The sequence below is a fragment of the Exiguobacterium flavidum genome (assembly GCF_003344535.1).
Taxonomy (GTDB): domain Bacteria; phylum Bacillota; class Bacilli; order Exiguobacteriales; family Exiguobacteriaceae; genus Exiguobacterium_A; species Exiguobacterium_A flavidum.
Genome location: NZ_QPKS01000004.1, coordinates 1 through 14,813 on the forward strand (window position 1 = coordinate 1; position 14,813 = coordinate 14,813).

Annotated in this window: 13 protein-coding genes, 2 rRNA genes and 1 riboswitch; all 15 genes read left to right on the plus strand. The window is 57.0% G+C overall.

Annotation, left to right across the window (positions count from 1 at the left end):
• Positions 1-1,333: ribosomal RNA gene (locus DFG60_RS04620) — 23S ribosomal RNA — on the plus strand; the annotation flags it as partial.
• A 49-nt stretch (positions 1,334-1,382) separates the two neighbouring features.
• A 5S ribosomal RNA gene (rrf, locus tag DFG60_RS04625) occupies positions 1,383-1,498 on the plus strand.
• Between the two features lie 78 nt (positions 1,499-1,576).
• Complete coding sequence (locus tag DFG60_RS04630) at positions 1,577-1,774, plus strand: NETI motif-containing protein (protein ID WP_114570575.1); 198 nt, start codon at positions 1,577-1,579, stop codon at positions 1,772-1,774.
• Between the two features lie 147 nt (positions 1,775-1,921).
• Positions 1,922-2,023, plus strand: a riboswitch (purine riboswitch).
• Positions 2,024-2,114: 91 nt separating this feature from the next.
• Positions 2,115-2,606, plus strand: a complete 492-nt coding sequence (purE, locus tag DFG60_RS04635; protein WP_114570576.1) for a 5-(carboxyamino)imidazole ribonucleotide mutase — start codon at positions 2,115-2,117, stop codon at positions 2,604-2,606.
• Positions 2,603-3,706 (plus strand): 5-(carboxyamino)imidazole ribonucleotide synthase, encoded by a 1,104-nt coding sequence (gene purK / locus DFG60_RS04640; RefSeq protein WP_114570577.1) that lies wholly within the window; start codon positions 2,603-2,605, stop codon positions 3,704-3,706. The genes purE and purK overlap by 4 nt, the downstream gene beginning before the upstream one ends.
• Positions 3,703-4,998 (plus strand): adenylosuccinate lyase, encoded by a 1,296-nt coding sequence (purB, locus tag DFG60_RS04645; RefSeq protein ID WP_114570578.1) that lies wholly within the window; start codon positions 3,703-3,705, stop codon positions 4,996-4,998. The genes purK and purB overlap by 4 nt, the downstream gene beginning before the upstream one ends.
• 69 nt (positions 4,999-5,067) lie before the next feature.
• Complete coding sequence (purC, locus tag DFG60_RS04650) at positions 5,068-5,775, plus strand: phosphoribosylaminoimidazolesuccinocarboxamide synthase (RefSeq protein ID WP_114570781.1); 708 nt, start codon at positions 5,068-5,070, stop codon at positions 5,773-5,775.
• Complete coding sequence (gene purS, locus DFG60_RS04655) at positions 5,772-6,020, plus strand: phosphoribosylformylglycinamidine synthase subunit PurS (RefSeq protein ID WP_114570579.1); 249 nt, start codon at positions 5,772-5,774, stop codon at positions 6,018-6,020. Before purC ends, purS begins: the two co-directional genes overlap by 4 nt.
• The gene (purQ, locus tag DFG60_RS04660) at positions 6,017-6,700 is read left to right on the plus strand and encodes a phosphoribosylformylglycinamidine synthase subunit PurQ (protein WP_114570580.1); all 684 of its coding nucleotides are present in this window, start codon (positions 6,017-6,019) and stop codon (positions 6,698-6,700) included. The genes purS and purQ overlap by 4 nt, the downstream gene beginning before the upstream one ends.
• On the plus strand, positions 6,681-8,888 hold the full coding sequence (gene purL, locus DFG60_RS04665) for a phosphoribosylformylglycinamidine synthase subunit PurL (protein WP_114570581.1): 2,208 nt from the start codon (positions 6,681-6,683) through the stop codon (positions 8,886-8,888). Before purQ ends, purL begins: the two co-directional genes overlap by 20 nt.
• The gene (gene purF / locus DFG60_RS04670) at positions 8,873-10,303 is read left to right on the plus strand and encodes an amidophosphoribosyltransferase (protein WP_114570582.1); all 1,431 of its coding nucleotides are present in this window, start codon (positions 8,873-8,875) and stop codon (positions 10,301-10,303) included. The genes purL and purF overlap by 16 nt, the downstream gene beginning before the upstream one ends.
• On the plus strand, positions 10,300-11,334 hold the full coding sequence (gene purM, locus DFG60_RS04675) for a phosphoribosylformylglycinamidine cyclo-ligase (RefSeq protein WP_114570583.1): 1,035 nt from the start codon (positions 10,300-10,302) through the stop codon (positions 11,332-11,334). The genes purF and purM overlap by 4 nt, the downstream gene beginning before the upstream one ends.
• A complete protein-coding gene (gene purN, locus DFG60_RS04680) occupies positions 11,331-11,906 on the plus strand; it encodes a phosphoribosylglycinamide formyltransferase (RefSeq protein WP_114570584.1) in 576 nt (191 codons plus the stop codon). The genes purM and purN overlap by 4 nt, the downstream gene beginning before the upstream one ends.
• A complete protein-coding gene (gene purH, locus DFG60_RS04685; RefSeq protein WP_114570585.1) occupies positions 11,903-13,420 on the plus strand; it encodes a bifunctional phosphoribosylaminoimidazolecarboxamide formyltransferase/IMP cyclohydrolase in 1,518 nt (505 codons plus the stop codon). Before purN ends, purH begins: the two co-directional genes overlap by 4 nt.
• 16 nt (positions 13,421-13,436) lie before the next feature.
• Positions 13,437-14,684 carry a phosphoribosylamine--glycine ligase gene (gene purD, locus DFG60_RS04690; RefSeq protein ID WP_114570586.1) on the plus strand — a complete coding sequence of 416 codons (1,248 nt, stop codon included), beginning with the start codon at positions 13,437-13,439 and terminating at the stop codon, positions 14,682-14,684.
• The last annotated feature ends 129 nt before the right edge of the window (positions 14,685-14,813 follow it).

Below are 14,813 nucleotides of genomic sequence, written 5' to 3' on the forward strand. Positions count from 1 at the left end.
GGGACGAAGGTCACGATTTCACACTGCCAAGAAAAGCCTCTAGCGAGGTGGAAGGCGCCAGTACCGTAAACCGACACAGGTAGGCGAGATGAGAATTCTAAGACGCGCGGGATAACTCTCGTTAAGGAACTCGGCAAAATGGTCCCGTAACTTCGGGAGAAGGGACGCTCCGCCTCAGGCGGAGCCGCAGTGAATAGGCCCAAACGACTGTTTAGCAAAAACACAGGTCTCTGCTAAATCGCAAGATGACGTATAGGGGCTGACGCCTGCCCGGTGCTGGAAGGTTAAGGGGATGGGTCAGCGCAAGCGAAGCTCTGAACCGAAGCCCCAGTAAACGGCGGCCGTAACTATAACGGTCCTAAGGTAGCGAAATTCCTTGTCGGGTAAGTTCCGACCCGCACGAAAGGCGTAACGATTTGGGCACTGTCTCAACGAGAGACCCGGTGAAATCATAGTACCTGTGAAGATGCAGGTTACCCGCGACAGGACGGAAAGACCCCATGGAGCTTTACTACAGCCTGATATTGGGGCTTTGTGCATGATGTACAGGATAGGCGGGAGACGTCGAGCCCGGAGCGCCAGCTTCGGAGGAGTCACCCTTGGGATACCGCCCTTCATGCATAGAGTCTCTAACTCGCAGCCGTGATCCGGCTGGAGGACCGTGTCAGGCGGGTAGTTTGACTGGGGCGGTCGCCTCCTAAACAGTAACGGAGGCGCCCAAAGGTTCCCTCAGAATGGTTGGAAATCATTCGAAGAGCGCAAAGGCAGAAGGGAGCTTGACTGCGAGACCTACAAGTCGAGCAGGGACGAAAGTCGGGCTTAGTGATCCGGTGGTTCCGCATGGAAGGGCCATCGCTCAACGGATAAAAGCTACCCTGGGGATAACAGGCTGATCTCCCCCAAGAGTCCACATCGACGGGGAGGTTTGGCACCTCGATGTCGGCTCATCGCATCCTGGGGCTGGAGTAGGTCCCAAGGGTTGGGCTGTTCGCCCATTAAAGCGGTACGCGAGCTGGGTTCAGAACGTCGTGAGACAGTTCGGTCCCTATCCGTCGTGGGCGCAGGAAATTTGAGGAGAGCTGTCCTTAGTACGAGAGGACCGGGATGGACGCACCGCTGGTGTACCAGTTGTTCCGCCAGGAGCATCGCTGGGTAGCTACGTGCGGACGGGATAAGTGCTGAAAGCATCTAAGCATGAAGCCCCCTCCGAGATGAGATTTCCCTTTGAGCAATCAAGAAAGACCCCTCAGAGACGATGAGGTAGATAGGTCACGGGTGGAAGCATGGCGACATGCGGAGCTGAGTGATACTAATCGGTCGAGGCTTTGATCTAATCGATGTTGTTGTTGATGGCTTCAGTTTTGAGGGCGCGAGCCCGATCGTCTGGTGGCGATGGCCAGGTGGCCACACCCGTTCCCATGCCGAACACGGAAGTTAAGCACCTGAGCGCCGAAAGTAGTTGGGGGTTTCCCCCTGTGAGGATAGGACGTTGCCAGGCAAACGGTGGTTCTGGAGCATACGCTCAAGGGCCGCCGCTTTTTTGTACACTTTTTTGCACCGGGAAGGATTGTGAGATATGTCGAAGAAAAAGAAGCTACGGATTGCTGTTGAAGAACAGGAGACGATTAGCGAATGCTTGGACAGAATCGAGGCAATGGGTTACAGACCCACGGCGCGCCGCGAAGAACCGTTGTTTGGTCTTGATGCGAACGGCGAACCTTATCCGGTAAAGCAACAGATCGTCTTTGATTGTGTACCTAAAGCAACTGAATGATTTTGAGCTAGTTCAAGCGCACTCCGAAAGAGGGCGCTTTTTTATTTTCAAAAATCATTTGAAAACCGAACGTTAAATTTTCAGATAATTAAATTGTTCGCCTTTGATTGACTTGAGCTGTTTTCTCTTGTTAAGATGAAGGCGTGACAAGTGGACAATTTCACACCTCGTATAATAGCAGGGATATGGCTTGCAAGTTTCTACCCGACGACCCTAAATCGTTGGACTATGGGGTATATGGATGTTCGCCAGGCGTTATTTGGCGCACCTTTTTATACCCTAAGCCACCCTTTTAGATGTGGTTTGGGTTTTTTTTATGTGAAAAAAGGAGGAGAAACGCATGAGTACCATTCAAGTAGGCATCATCATGGGGAGCAAATCGGATTGGGTGACGATGAAAGCAACGTGCGAAGTTCTTGATAAACTGGAAATCGGTTATGAGAAAAAAGTCGTTTCAGCTCACCGTACACCGGACTTGATGTTCCGTTATGCTGAGACGGCACGTGATCGCGGCTTGAAGGTAATCATCGCAGGCGCCGGCGGAGCGGCTCATTTACCAGGAATGGTCGCAGCCAAGACGACGCTTCCTGTCATCGGCGTACCGATCGAGAGCAAGGTGCTCAAAGGGCTCGATTCTCTGTTGTCGATCGTCCAGATGCCTGCAGGTGTACCGGTCGCGACGGTCGCGATCGGAGAAGCCGGGGCGAAGAATGCGGCACTGTTCGCGGCTCAAATCCTCGGGACAGTCGACAATCAAATCGCTCGTAAACTTGACCACGCACGTGTCGAACTCGAGGGTCAGGTCATCGAGTCGGAGGAGACGTTGACGTGAAGCATATCGGAATACTCGGGGGCGGGCAACTCGGACGGATGATGGCACTGTCGGCGAAGCAGATGGGTTGCACCGTCGCGACTCTTGACCCGACGCCGGATGCACCATGCGCGCAGGTGGCGGACCGGCACATCGAGGCGGAGTTCTCGGATGTCGAGTCGGCACGGCTACTCGCCAGTGAGTCAGATGTCGTGACGTTCGAATTCGAGAACATCTCAGCAGAGACGGCGGAGGCCATCGACGAGAAGCTTCCGCAAGGGACGGAATTGCTGTTTCAAACGCAACACCGGCTGCGTGAGAAAGCACTCTTGTCCACACATGGTCTTCCTGTCGCCCCTTATCGAAGCGTACGTTCAATGGAAGAATTACATGAGGCGAAAGAAAAACTCGGTATTCCATTCGTCTTGAAGACGGCACGCTTCGGATATGACGGGAAAGGACAACACGTCGTCAAGTCGGAGTCTGATTTCGCTAAGCTGCTCGAGACGTTCGAAGTCGACGAGTATGTTGCAGAGAAATGGCTGACGTTCGAAAAAGAGCTCTCCGTCATCGTCGTCCGCAGTGAGAAGGAAGTCAGCGTCTTCCCCGTCAGCGAGAACGTCCATGAGAACAACATCCTTCACCTCTCGATCGTTCCGGCAAGGGTCGAGGACGCGACAGCGGACGAAGCCGTCGCATTGGCGAAGAAGTTCGCGGAAGCGATCAACCTGATCGGCACGCTCGCGATCGAGCTGTTCCTGACGCAAGATGGATTGATCGTCAATGAACTGGCGCCAAGGCCGCACAACTCCGGCCATTACACGCTTGACGCATGCGAGACGTCGCAATTCGAACAACACGTGCGGGCACTGATCGGTTTGCCGCTCGGAAAAACGACGCTCCTGACGCCAGTCGTCATGGTGAACATCCTTGGAGAACACGTCACAGCGCTCGAGGAGGAATGGTCGACACTCTCTCCCCGGACGAAAGTCCATCTCTATGGAAAGAAAGACGCAAAACGAGGGCGAAAGATGGGGCACTTGAACATCCTCGCCGACTCGATACCGGAAGCGCTCAAGGAAATCGAGCGCCTCGGAATATGGAAGGAGAAGGTCAAATGATCGAACGGTATACACGACCGGAGATGAAAGCCATCTGGACGGAACAGAATAAATTCGAAGCTTGGTTGAAAGTAGAGCTCCTCGCATGCGAGGCATGGAGTGAACTCGGAGTCATTCCGAAGGAGGATGTCGCTCTTTTGTTCGAGAACGCGACGTTCGATGTGAATCGCATCAACGAAATCGAGCAGGAGACGCGCCACGACGTGATCGCGTTCACCCGTGCCGTCTCCGAGACGCTCGGTGAAGAGCGGAAATGGGTACATTACGGCCTTACCTCGACGGATGTCGTCGATACGGCGCTGTCGTACCTGCTGAAGCAGGCGAACGACATCCTCGCGGCCGACTTGGATCGCTTCATCGAGATTCTGAAGGTGAAGGCGAACGAACATAAATATACGGTGATGATGGGACGGACGCACGGTGTCCATGCGGAACCGACGACGTTCGGTCTCAAGCTCGCACTTTGGTACGAGGAGATGAAGCGTAACAAGGTCCGCTTCGAGGCAGCGCGCGAGACGGTCGAATATGGCAAGATGTCCGGAGCAGTCGGGACGTTCGCGAACATCGATCCGTTCATCGAAAAGTTCGTCTGTGAGAAGCTCGGCACGAAGCCGGCGCCAGTCTCGACGCAGACGCTTCAGCGCGACCGCCATGCCCATTACGTCTCGACCCTCGCCCTGATCGCGACGTCGATCGAGAAGATGGCGACTGAGATTCGCGGTCTGCAGAAGACGGAGACGCGTGAAGTCGAGGAATTCTTCGCAAAAGGTCAAAAAGGATCATCCGCGATGCCGCATAAACGGAATCCGATCGGCTCGGAGAACATGACCGGTCTTGCACGCGTCATCCGCGGGCATATGGTGACGGCATTCGAGAACGTCACGCTTTGGCATGAACGTGACATTTCACATTCTTCGGCTGAGCGGATCATCTTGCCGGATTCGACGGCGCTGCTCAACTACATGCTCAATCGTTTCGGCAACATCATCAAGAACTTGACGGTCTTCCCGGAGAATATGAAGCGCAACATGGACCGGACGTTCGGGGTCATCTTCTCGGGTCACGTCCTGCTCGCTTTGATCGAGAAGGGCTGGTCACGTGAAGAGGCATACGACTTCGTCCAACCTCGTGCGATGGAGGCATGGGAAGAACAGATCATGTTCCGCGACCTGCTCGCGCAGGAAGAGGAAATCAAGAAGCTCTTCACGGAAGAGGAACTCGATGCCTGCTTCGATCCGACGTATCATACGAGCCGGGTCGATGAGATATTCGAGCGTTGTGGATTGAACTGACGACCAACACGGATGGTGAGGGGGAAGGACCCTCTCCCATCTCATCTTAGGATAATGGGGGACGAATTCATGCAACCACTGTACGAGGGCAAGGCGAAACAACTTTACGCGACGCAGGATCAGGACGTGCTCCGTATCGTCTATAAGGACGAAGCGACTGCGTTCAACGGAGAGAAGAAGGCCGAGTTCGAAGGGAAGGGCATCCTGAACAACGAACTGACGAGTCATTTCTTCAAGGTACTCCACGAGGCAGGCATACCGACACATTTCATCGAGAAGACGTCGGAGCGCGAACAGCTCGTACGTCGTGTGACGATCATCCCGCTCGAGGTCGTCGTGCGAAACATCGCAGCAGGAAGCATGAGCAAGCGACTTGGCATCGCGGAGGGAACACCCCTCGAGACGCCGATCGTCGAATACTATTACAAAGATGACGCCTTAGGCGACCCGCTGTTGACGCTCGACCATATCAATTTACTGAAGATTGCGACAAGTGAGGAGGTTGCACAACTCGCCGCATACGCAAAACGGGTGAATGAAGTACTCATAGCCTACTTCAAGGCGAATGGCATCACGCTCGTCGACTTCAAGCTTGAATTCGGTAAGACGTCGGGCGGAGACATCCTTCTCGCGGACGAGATTTCGCCCGATACTTGCAGGCTCTGGGACGCTGAGACCGGACAGCATCTCGACAAGGACGTCTTCCGCCGGGGCATCGGTTCACTCATTGACACATACCAATCACTTTTTGATCGTTTAGGGGGAAAATTATCATGAAGAAGGTCATCGTATTCGCAACACTTCGGGAAAGCATCCTGGATCCGCAAGGGGTCGCAGTCAAAGGAGGACTCGCACAGCTCGGTTTCACAGGCGTAGAAGAAGTTCGGATCGGCAAGCGAATCGAGTTGCTCGTCACCGACGAGACGACGGACATGATGGTGCGGGAGATGTGTGAACGTTTGCTCGTCAATCCGGTGATGGAGGACTATGAATTTTCGATCGAAGAGGTGGCGTCCGTATGAAGTTCGCGGTCATCGTCTTCCCAGGGTCGAATTGCGACCTCGACATGTATCATGCCGTGACGGACGCCCTCGGTGAAGAAGCGAGCTATGTCTTCCACACGGAGACGTCGCTTGACGGATTCGATGCGGTTCTGTTGCCGGGCGGCTTCTCTTACGGTGACTACCTGCGGTGCGGTGCGATCGCCCAGTTCTCCCCGATCATGGAGGAGGTCAAGCGTTTCGCTACGGAAGGAAAGCCTGTCCTTGGCGTCTGCAATGGATTCCAGGTACTCGTCGAAGCGGGTCTGCTGCCGGGCGTGCTGCTCCGCAACAAGGAACTGAAGTTCATGTGCCGCACGACGCGGCTCAAGGTAGCGAATGCCTCGACATGCTTCACGTCGGACTACGCGGACGGGGAAGTCATCGACATCCCGATCGCCCACGGGGAAGGCAATTACTACTGTGACGATGCGACATACGCGATGCTGAAGACACATGGTCAGATCGCCTTCACGTACGTCGACAATCCGAACGGGTCACGCGGCGACATCGCAGGCATCACGAACCGGACGGGCAACGTCCTTGGGATGATGCCGCATCCGGAACGGGCCGTCGAGGCGCTTCTTGGAAGCACGGACGGACTTCGACTCTTCACTTCACTCGTCAAACAGGGGGCCAATCATGTTAAAACGACAGTCTGAACCGACTACAGAGATGATCAAGGAACAACGGCTTTATGCGGAGATGGGATTGAGCGACGCGGAATACGGCCTCGTCGTCGACTTGCTCGGTCGCGAACCGAACTATACGGAAATCGGGCTCTTCTCCGTCATGTGGTCGGAGCACTGCTCCTATAAGACGTCGAAACCGGTGCTGCGCCAATTTCCGACGACCGGACCGCGCGTCTTGCAAGGTCCGGGCGAAGGGGCCGGTGTCGTCGACATCGGGGACGGCCAGGCGGTCGTCTTCAAGATCGAGAGCCACAATCATCCGTCCGCGGTCGAGCCGTACCAAGGGGCAGCGACAGGCGTCGGCGGAATCATCCGTGACATCTTCTCGATGGGCGCGCGTCCGGTCGCACTGCTCAACTCGCTTCGGTTCGGACATCTCGGGACAGCGAACGTCGACCGCTTGTTCGAACGTGTCGTCGCGGGCATCGCGGGATACGGGAACTGTGTCGGCATTCCTACGGTCGGAGGAGAAATCGCATTCGATCACTCGTACACAGGAAATCCGCTCGTCAACGCGATGTGCGTCGGATTGATCAAGCATGAGGACATCCAGAAGGGGCTCGCGAAAGGAATCGGCAACTCGGTCATGTACGTCGGGGCAGCGACAGGACGGGATGGGATCCACGGCGCGACATTCGCATCTGAGGATCTAGGTGAGGATACGGAAGCGAAACGTCCGGCCGTTCAGGTCGGTGATCCGTTCATGGAGAAACTGCTGATCGAGGCATGCCTTGAGATCGTCGGACATCCGGCGCTCGTCGGCATGCAGGACATGGGGGCGGCCGGCCTGACGTCGTCCTCGTCCGAGATGGCATCTAAGGCGGGAACGGGCATCGAGATGCACCTGGATGACGTCCCGCAACGGGAGACGGAAATGACACCGTACGAGATGATGCTTTCTGAATCCCAAGAGCGGATGTTGCTCGTCGTCGAACGGGGACGGGAAGCGGAAATCGAGCAGATCGTCAGCAAATGGGGACTGCATGCCGTCCATATCGGAGAAGTCATCGAAGAGAAGGTATTGCGCCTGATTCATCACGGTGACGTCGTCGCGGAAGTCCCGGTCGATGCTCTTGCGGAAGAGGCGCCGGTCTATAACAAGCCGGCCCGTGTGCCTGCATATTATGAAGAGTTCCAGTCGATGAAAGAGGAGACGCCGGTCGTCGAGGATACGCTCGACACGTGGCGAAAGCTGCTCCGTCAGCCGACGATCGCATCGAAACGCTGGGTCTACGATCAGTATGATCACATGGTCCAGACATCGACCGTCATCGCTCCGGGCTCGGACGCAGCGGTCATCCGCGTGCGCGGAACGGACAAGGCGCTTGCGATGACGACGGACTGCAACAGCCGTTACGTCTACCTCGATCCTTATGTCGGCGGTCAGATCGCCGTCGCAGAGGCGGCGCGGAACATCGTCGCGAGCGGCGGCTTGCCACTCGCGATCACGGATTGCCTGAACTTCGGCAACCCGGACAAGCCGGAAGGATTCTGGCAATTGAAAGAGGCGACGGCAGGGATGGCTGAAGCGTGTCGCATCCTCGAGACACCGGTCATCAGCGGAAACGTCTCTCTCTACAATGAATCCGGTCAGGCGATCAATCCGACGCCGGTCGTCGGGATGGTCGGTCTGATCGAACGGACCGAATGGATCACGACGCAAAGCTTCAAACAGGCGGGAGACCGGATCTTCCTGCTCGGTGAGACGATGAGCGAGTTCGGCGGCAGTGAACTGCAGTATATGTTGCACGAGAAATCATTCGGCAAAGCGCCGCGGATCGATCTGTCGCTCGAACAGGAGAGACTGACGAACCTGCGGGACGCGATCCAGTCCGGATATGTCAACACGATCCACGACGTGTCGGAAGGCGGAATCGCCGTCGCACTGGCTGAAATGACGTTCGGTACACGCTTCGGACTCGAGGCGGAAATCGACCTGCCTTCGGTCCTTCTGTTCAGTGAAACGCAGTCGCGTTTCCTTGCGGCAGTGCCCGCGGAACATGCGGACGCCTTCAAGGCATTGACGGGTGCGACCGAAATCGGTCGCGTGACGGAGGAGGACAAAATCCGCGTCAAAACGGCGGACGAGCTGATCGAATTGGAACGTTCAGTACTCGAAAGAGACTGGGAAGGAGCGATCGCGTGCTATATGAAATGAAAGGGTTGAATGAGGAGTGTGGCGTCTTCGGGATCTTCGGACAGCCGGAAGCGGCACAACTCGCCTATTACGGACTGCACAGCTTGCAGCACCGGGGGCAGGAGGGAGCCGGGATCGTCACGAGTGACAGTACGATGCTTCGTCCACACCGCGGGCAAGGGCTCGTCACGGAAGTTTTTTCAGCTGAAAAACTTGCGACCCTCAGCGGACACCATGCAATCGGGCATGTCCGCTACTCGACGGCAGGCGGCAACACACTCGAGAATACACAACCGCTTCACTTCAAATCCAAGACGGGCGACCTCGCACTCGCGCACAATGGGAACCTCGTCAACGCAGATTCTCTGAAACACCTGCTCGAGGCGGAAGGAGCCATCTTCCAGACGACGAGTGACACGGAAGTCGTCGCCCATCTGATCAAGCGGAGCCGATACGAATCGCTCGAGGACCGGATCGCAGACAGTCTCGCGCGCCTCGTCGGCGCATTCGCCTTCCTGTTCCTGACGGAGGATACGCTGTTCGTCGCGGTCGACCCGCATGGTCTTCGCCCGCTTTCACTTGGACGGACACCGGACGGCGGCATCGTCTTCACATCGGAGACGTGCGCCTTCGACATCGTCGGGGCGGAATATGTCCGTGACGTCCTGCCGGGAGAACTTCTCACCGTGACTGAGGCCGGCATCCAATCACGCCAGTACATGGAGCCGCGGGAACGGGCGATGTGCTCGATGGAGTACATCTACTTCTCCCGCCCGGATTCGATGATCGACGGTGTGAACGTCCATACCGCCCGGAAGAACCTCGGAAAGAAGATGTTCGAGGAGGCACCGGTCGAGGCGGATGTCGTGACCGGCGTCCCGGATTCGAGCATCTCGGCTGCGATCGGCTACGCCGAAGCGAGCGGGATTCCGTACGAGATGGGATTGATCAAGAACCGATACGTCGGTCGGACGTTCATCCAGCCTTCACAAGAGATGAGAGAACGTGGAGTCAAAATGAAGCTGTCTGCCCTGCGCGGTGTCGTCAATGGGAAACGGGTCATCATGGTCGACGACTCGATTGTAAGGGGAACGACGAGCCGTCGTATCGTCAAGCTCCTTCGCGAAGCCGGAGCGACCGAAGTCCACGTCCGGATCACGGCACCGCCGATCACGAACCCGTGTTTCTACGGGATCGATACGTCGTCGAAGGACGAGTTGATTTCAGCACGGATGACGCCAGGCGAGATCTGCGCGGAGATCGGTGCGGATTCTCTCGAGTTCCTGACGGTCGAAGGGATGGTCACAGCCATCGACCGGCCGTTCGAAGGGGAGCTCCGCGGACAGTGTGCCGCGTGCTTCACTGGAAACTATCCGACGCCGCTTCATGAGCAGGAACAAGATGGCGAATTTCTGAAACTGGGGGAGAGAACGTGAGTAAACAATACGAAGCAGCGGGCGTCAGCCTGACAGCCGGGTATGAAGCCGTATCCCGGATGAAGAAGCACGTCGCGCGGACGATGCGCAGGGAAGTGATGACCGGGCTCGGAAGCTTCGGGGCGATGTTCGATTTGAGTCAGCTCGGATTGAAGGAGCCTGTCCTCGTCAGCGGGACGGACGGCGTCGGGACGAAGCTAAAGCTCGCCTTCCAGCTCGACCAGCATGATACGATCGGTGTCGACTGCGTCGCCATGTGCGTCAACGACATCATCGTCCAAGGGGCGGAACCGCTCTACTTCCTTGATTACATCGCACTCGGAAAGGCGGAACCGGCGAAGATCGAACGGATCGTCGCAGGTGTCGCGGAAGGATGTGTCCAGGCAGGATGTACGCTGATTGGCGGCGAGACGGCCGAGATGCCCGGAATGTACGCCGATGGCGAGTACGACATCGCCGGTTTCGCCGTCGGTGCCGTCGAGAAGAAGGAACTCGTCACCGGAGAAGACGTGCGTGAAGGAGATGTCATTCTCGGGTTGGCGTCTTCCGGTGTCCACTCGAACGGCTTCTCGCTCGTCCGGAAAATCGTCGGGGAGAGCGGTCTTTCTTACGAAGATGAACTGATGATGCTTGGCAATACGCTCGGAAGTGCCCTCCTCATGCCGACCCGGATCTATGTCGAACCGGTCAAGGCGGCGCTTGAGACGGGAGCGGTCAAGGCGATGGTGCACGTGACGGGAGGCGGCTTCTATGAAAACGTGCCGCGTGTCCTTCCGGAAGGCTGCGGCGCCGATTTCAATCCGTCGAAGTGGCCGCGTCTGCCGGTCTTCGACTGGCTTGAACAGGAGGGACGGATTCCGCGGGACGAGATGTTCAACGTCTTCAACATGGGCATCGGCTACATGCTGATCGTCTCGCCGGAAGAAGCGGACAAGGTCATCAAACGTCTTGCGCGTGAGAACGAGACGGCCTACCGGATCGGTGAAGTGACGGCGAAAGGTGAAGTGCGCGTCTTCGGTGTCGACGCATGAGGATCGCCTGTTTCGCATCCGGCAGCGGTAGCAATGTCGAGGCGATTTTCGAAGCGATCGAAGATGGACGGATGTCAGCGCGCTGCGTCCTGCTCGTCTGTGATCGACCCGGCGCTCCGGTCATCGAGCGGGCCGTGCGGAGAGGGTGCGACGTCTTCGTCTTTGCAGCGAAGGAGTACCCCGACAAGGAGGCATTCGAACGCGAAATCGTCGCTGAACTTGAGCGGAGAGGGGTCGAACGAATCATCCTCGCCGGGTATATGCGCTTGATCGGTCAAGTGTTGCTCGAGGCGTATCAAGGTCGGATCGTCAACATCCATCCGTCGCTCCTGCCGTCATTCCCGGGGAAGGACGCAATCGCGCAAGCATTTCATGCCGGCGTCAAAATCACAGGTGTTACAATTCATGTAGTGGACGAGGGGATGGACACAGGACCGATCATCGCCCAGGAGTCCGTAAGACTAGATAATGATATGACGCACGAGGAGCTACAGAAAGCGATACAGCGAGTGGAACACGAGTTGTACCCGCGCGTCATCGAAGAGTGGATCAAAGAGGGGGCAAACGTATGAGAGCGTTGATCAGTGTATCAGATAAGACAGGCATCACAGAACTCGCCAAGGCATTTCACGCGGCTGGAATCGAGATCATCTCGACAGGCGGCACACACCGGACACTGGAGGAAGCGGGTATTCCAGTGATCGCGATCAGTGAAGTGACTGAATTCCCGGAGATGCTCGACGGACGTGTCAAGACACTCCATCCGATGGTCCACGGCGGCCTGCTCGGACGGCGTGACCTGCAGTCGCACGTCGATCAGATGGAGGAGCATGACATTGCGCCGATCGATTTCGTCGTCGTCAACCTCTATCCGTTCAAGGAGACGGTCATGAAGGATGATGTGACGTATGAGGATGCTGTCGAAAACATCGATATCGGCGGACCGAGCATGTTGCGCTCAGCGGCGAAAAATCATGCGAGCGTCACCGTCCTCGTCGATCCGGCCGATTATCCGGAAATCATCCGGGAACTTGCTGACGGGACGACGCTCGAGACACGGAAACGTCTCGCGGCGAAGGCGTTCCGGCATACGGCAGCCTACGACGCGCTGATTGCGGATTATTTCATGGGACAGACGAACGAGAAGTTCCCGGAACAGCTGACGATCACGCTCGAGAAGGTCCAGAATCTGCGCTACGGGGAGAACCCGCATCAGGAAGCGGCCTTCTACAAGGCACCGATCTACAAGGGAGCGTCGCTCGCGTCCGCGAAACAATTGCACGGAAAAGAGCTTTCCTACAACAACATCCAGGACGCGAACGCGGCGCTCGAGATTCTCGACGAGTTCCGTGAGCCTGCTGCGGTAGTCGTCAAACATATGAACCCGTGCGGTGTCGCGGTAGGCAGCACGATCGCTGAAGCATTCCGCCGAGCCCATGAAGCCGATCCGGTCTCGATATTCGGCGGCATCGTCGCCCTGAACCGGGAAGTCGACAGCGAAACGGCTGAGCAGCTGAGCGGAATCTTCCTTGAGATCATCATCGCGCCTAGCTTCACGGAAGAAGCGTTCGCGCTCCTGTCGGCGAAGAAGAATATCCGCCTGCTTGAACTCGAAGTGAAGCACGTCCAATCGGTCCGCTACACGGCGGTCGCCGGCGGGATGCTCGTTCAGGACGGGGACGAGGAGACGCTCGACGATGCACAGGCGAAGGTCGTCACGAAGCGGAAACCGTCTGCAAGTGAATGGGAGGACCTGAAACTCGCGTGGCGCGCCGTCAAGCACGTCAAATCGAATGCGATCGTCCTTGCGAAGGAGGAGACGACGGTCGGCGTCGGCGCGGGACAGATGAACCGTGTCGGTGCAGCGAAGATCGCGATCGAACAGGCGGGAGAGAAGGCACAAGGCGCGTCGCTTGCGTCAGATGCGTTCTTCCCGATGAAGGATACGGTCGAGGCAGCAGCGGCGGCGGGTATCACGGCAATCATCCAGCCGGGCGGGTCGATCCGTGACCAGGAGTCGATCGATGCCTGTGATGAACACGGCATCACGATGGTGTTCACGCACGTTCGTCATTTCAAACACTGATGGGAGGACTGTGACGATGAAGGTACTCGTGATCGGAAAAGGCGGACGCGAACACGCACTCGTCTGGAAGCTCGCGCAAGATGAACGGATCGAGGCGATTTTCGCGGCACCGGGCAACCCGGGGATCGGAGAGCTCGCGACCTGTGTCCCGGTCGGCGAGACAGAGATTGCTGAGCTCGTCGCGTTCGCGAAAGAGGAAGCAATCGACTGGACGATCGTCGGCCCAGAAGCCCCGCTCGTCGAAGGTGTCGTCAATGCCTTTCAGGCGGCAGGTCTGAACATTTTCGGACCGACGCGGGAAGCGGCCGCGATCGAAGGAAGCAAGCAGTTCGCGAAACAGTTGATGGACCGGGCGGGCATCCCGACAGCGGATTATGCGGTCTTTACAGACGAGAACGCTGCAATCGCTTATGTCGAGCGGCAAGGGGCACCGATCGTCATCAAGGCGGACGGCCTCGCAGCAGGAAAGGGCGTCACGGTCGCGGAGACGATCGAGTCAGCGCGCGAGGCGATCCGGCACGTCTTCTCCGGTGAATACGGAGAGCAGAGTTCCGTCGTCATCGAGGAGTGTCTCGTCGGTGAGGAATGCTCACTCATGGCGTTCGTCCATGAAGACATCGTCGTGCCGATGGTGCTGTCACAGGACCATAAGCGCGCCTTTGACGGCGACAAAGGACCGAACACAGGCGGTATGGGTGCTTATTCGCCGCTTCCGCAATTCAATGAGGAGCGCTTGACACAGGAAGCTGTAGAACGTATCCTGCAGCCGCTCGTCGACCAGATGGCACAGGAGGGGATTCCGTTCACGGGCTTCCTCTACGCCGGTCTGATGCTGACGGCGAACGGTCCGTCCGTCATCGAGTTCAACGCGCGCTTCGGCGATCCGGAGACGGAGGTCATCCTGCCTCGTCTCGAGACGCCGCTGCTCAGCGTGATCGAGACGTTGATGGAAGGGCGCGTACCACGACTTTCCTGGTCTTTACAGGCTGCTGTAGGTGTCGTCCTCGCGGCGGATGGATATCCTGAATCGCCGGAGACAGGAAGAGAGCTGACGCTTGCGTTCCCGAAAGACCTGCTCGTCTTCCACGCAGGTACGAAAAAGGCAGACGGCTTGCTCAAGTCGGCTGGCGGGCGTGTCTTCGTTTGTGTCGGACTCGGGGATTCACCCCGGGAAGCGGCAGAAAAGGTCTATGCGAACATCCCGGAACAATCCGGATTGTTCTACCGGAAAGATATCGCGCAAAAAGCGATACGAACGGTTTGATTCATCGACGACAAGGATTTCCCATCATGCGGTGGAGTCCTTGTCGTTTTTGTGTTATTTTTGCAAGATAACCTCGAAATGCGTCTGGAAGGCTTGAAACTTCAAGCTGGACATTTTAGTATAAGAACT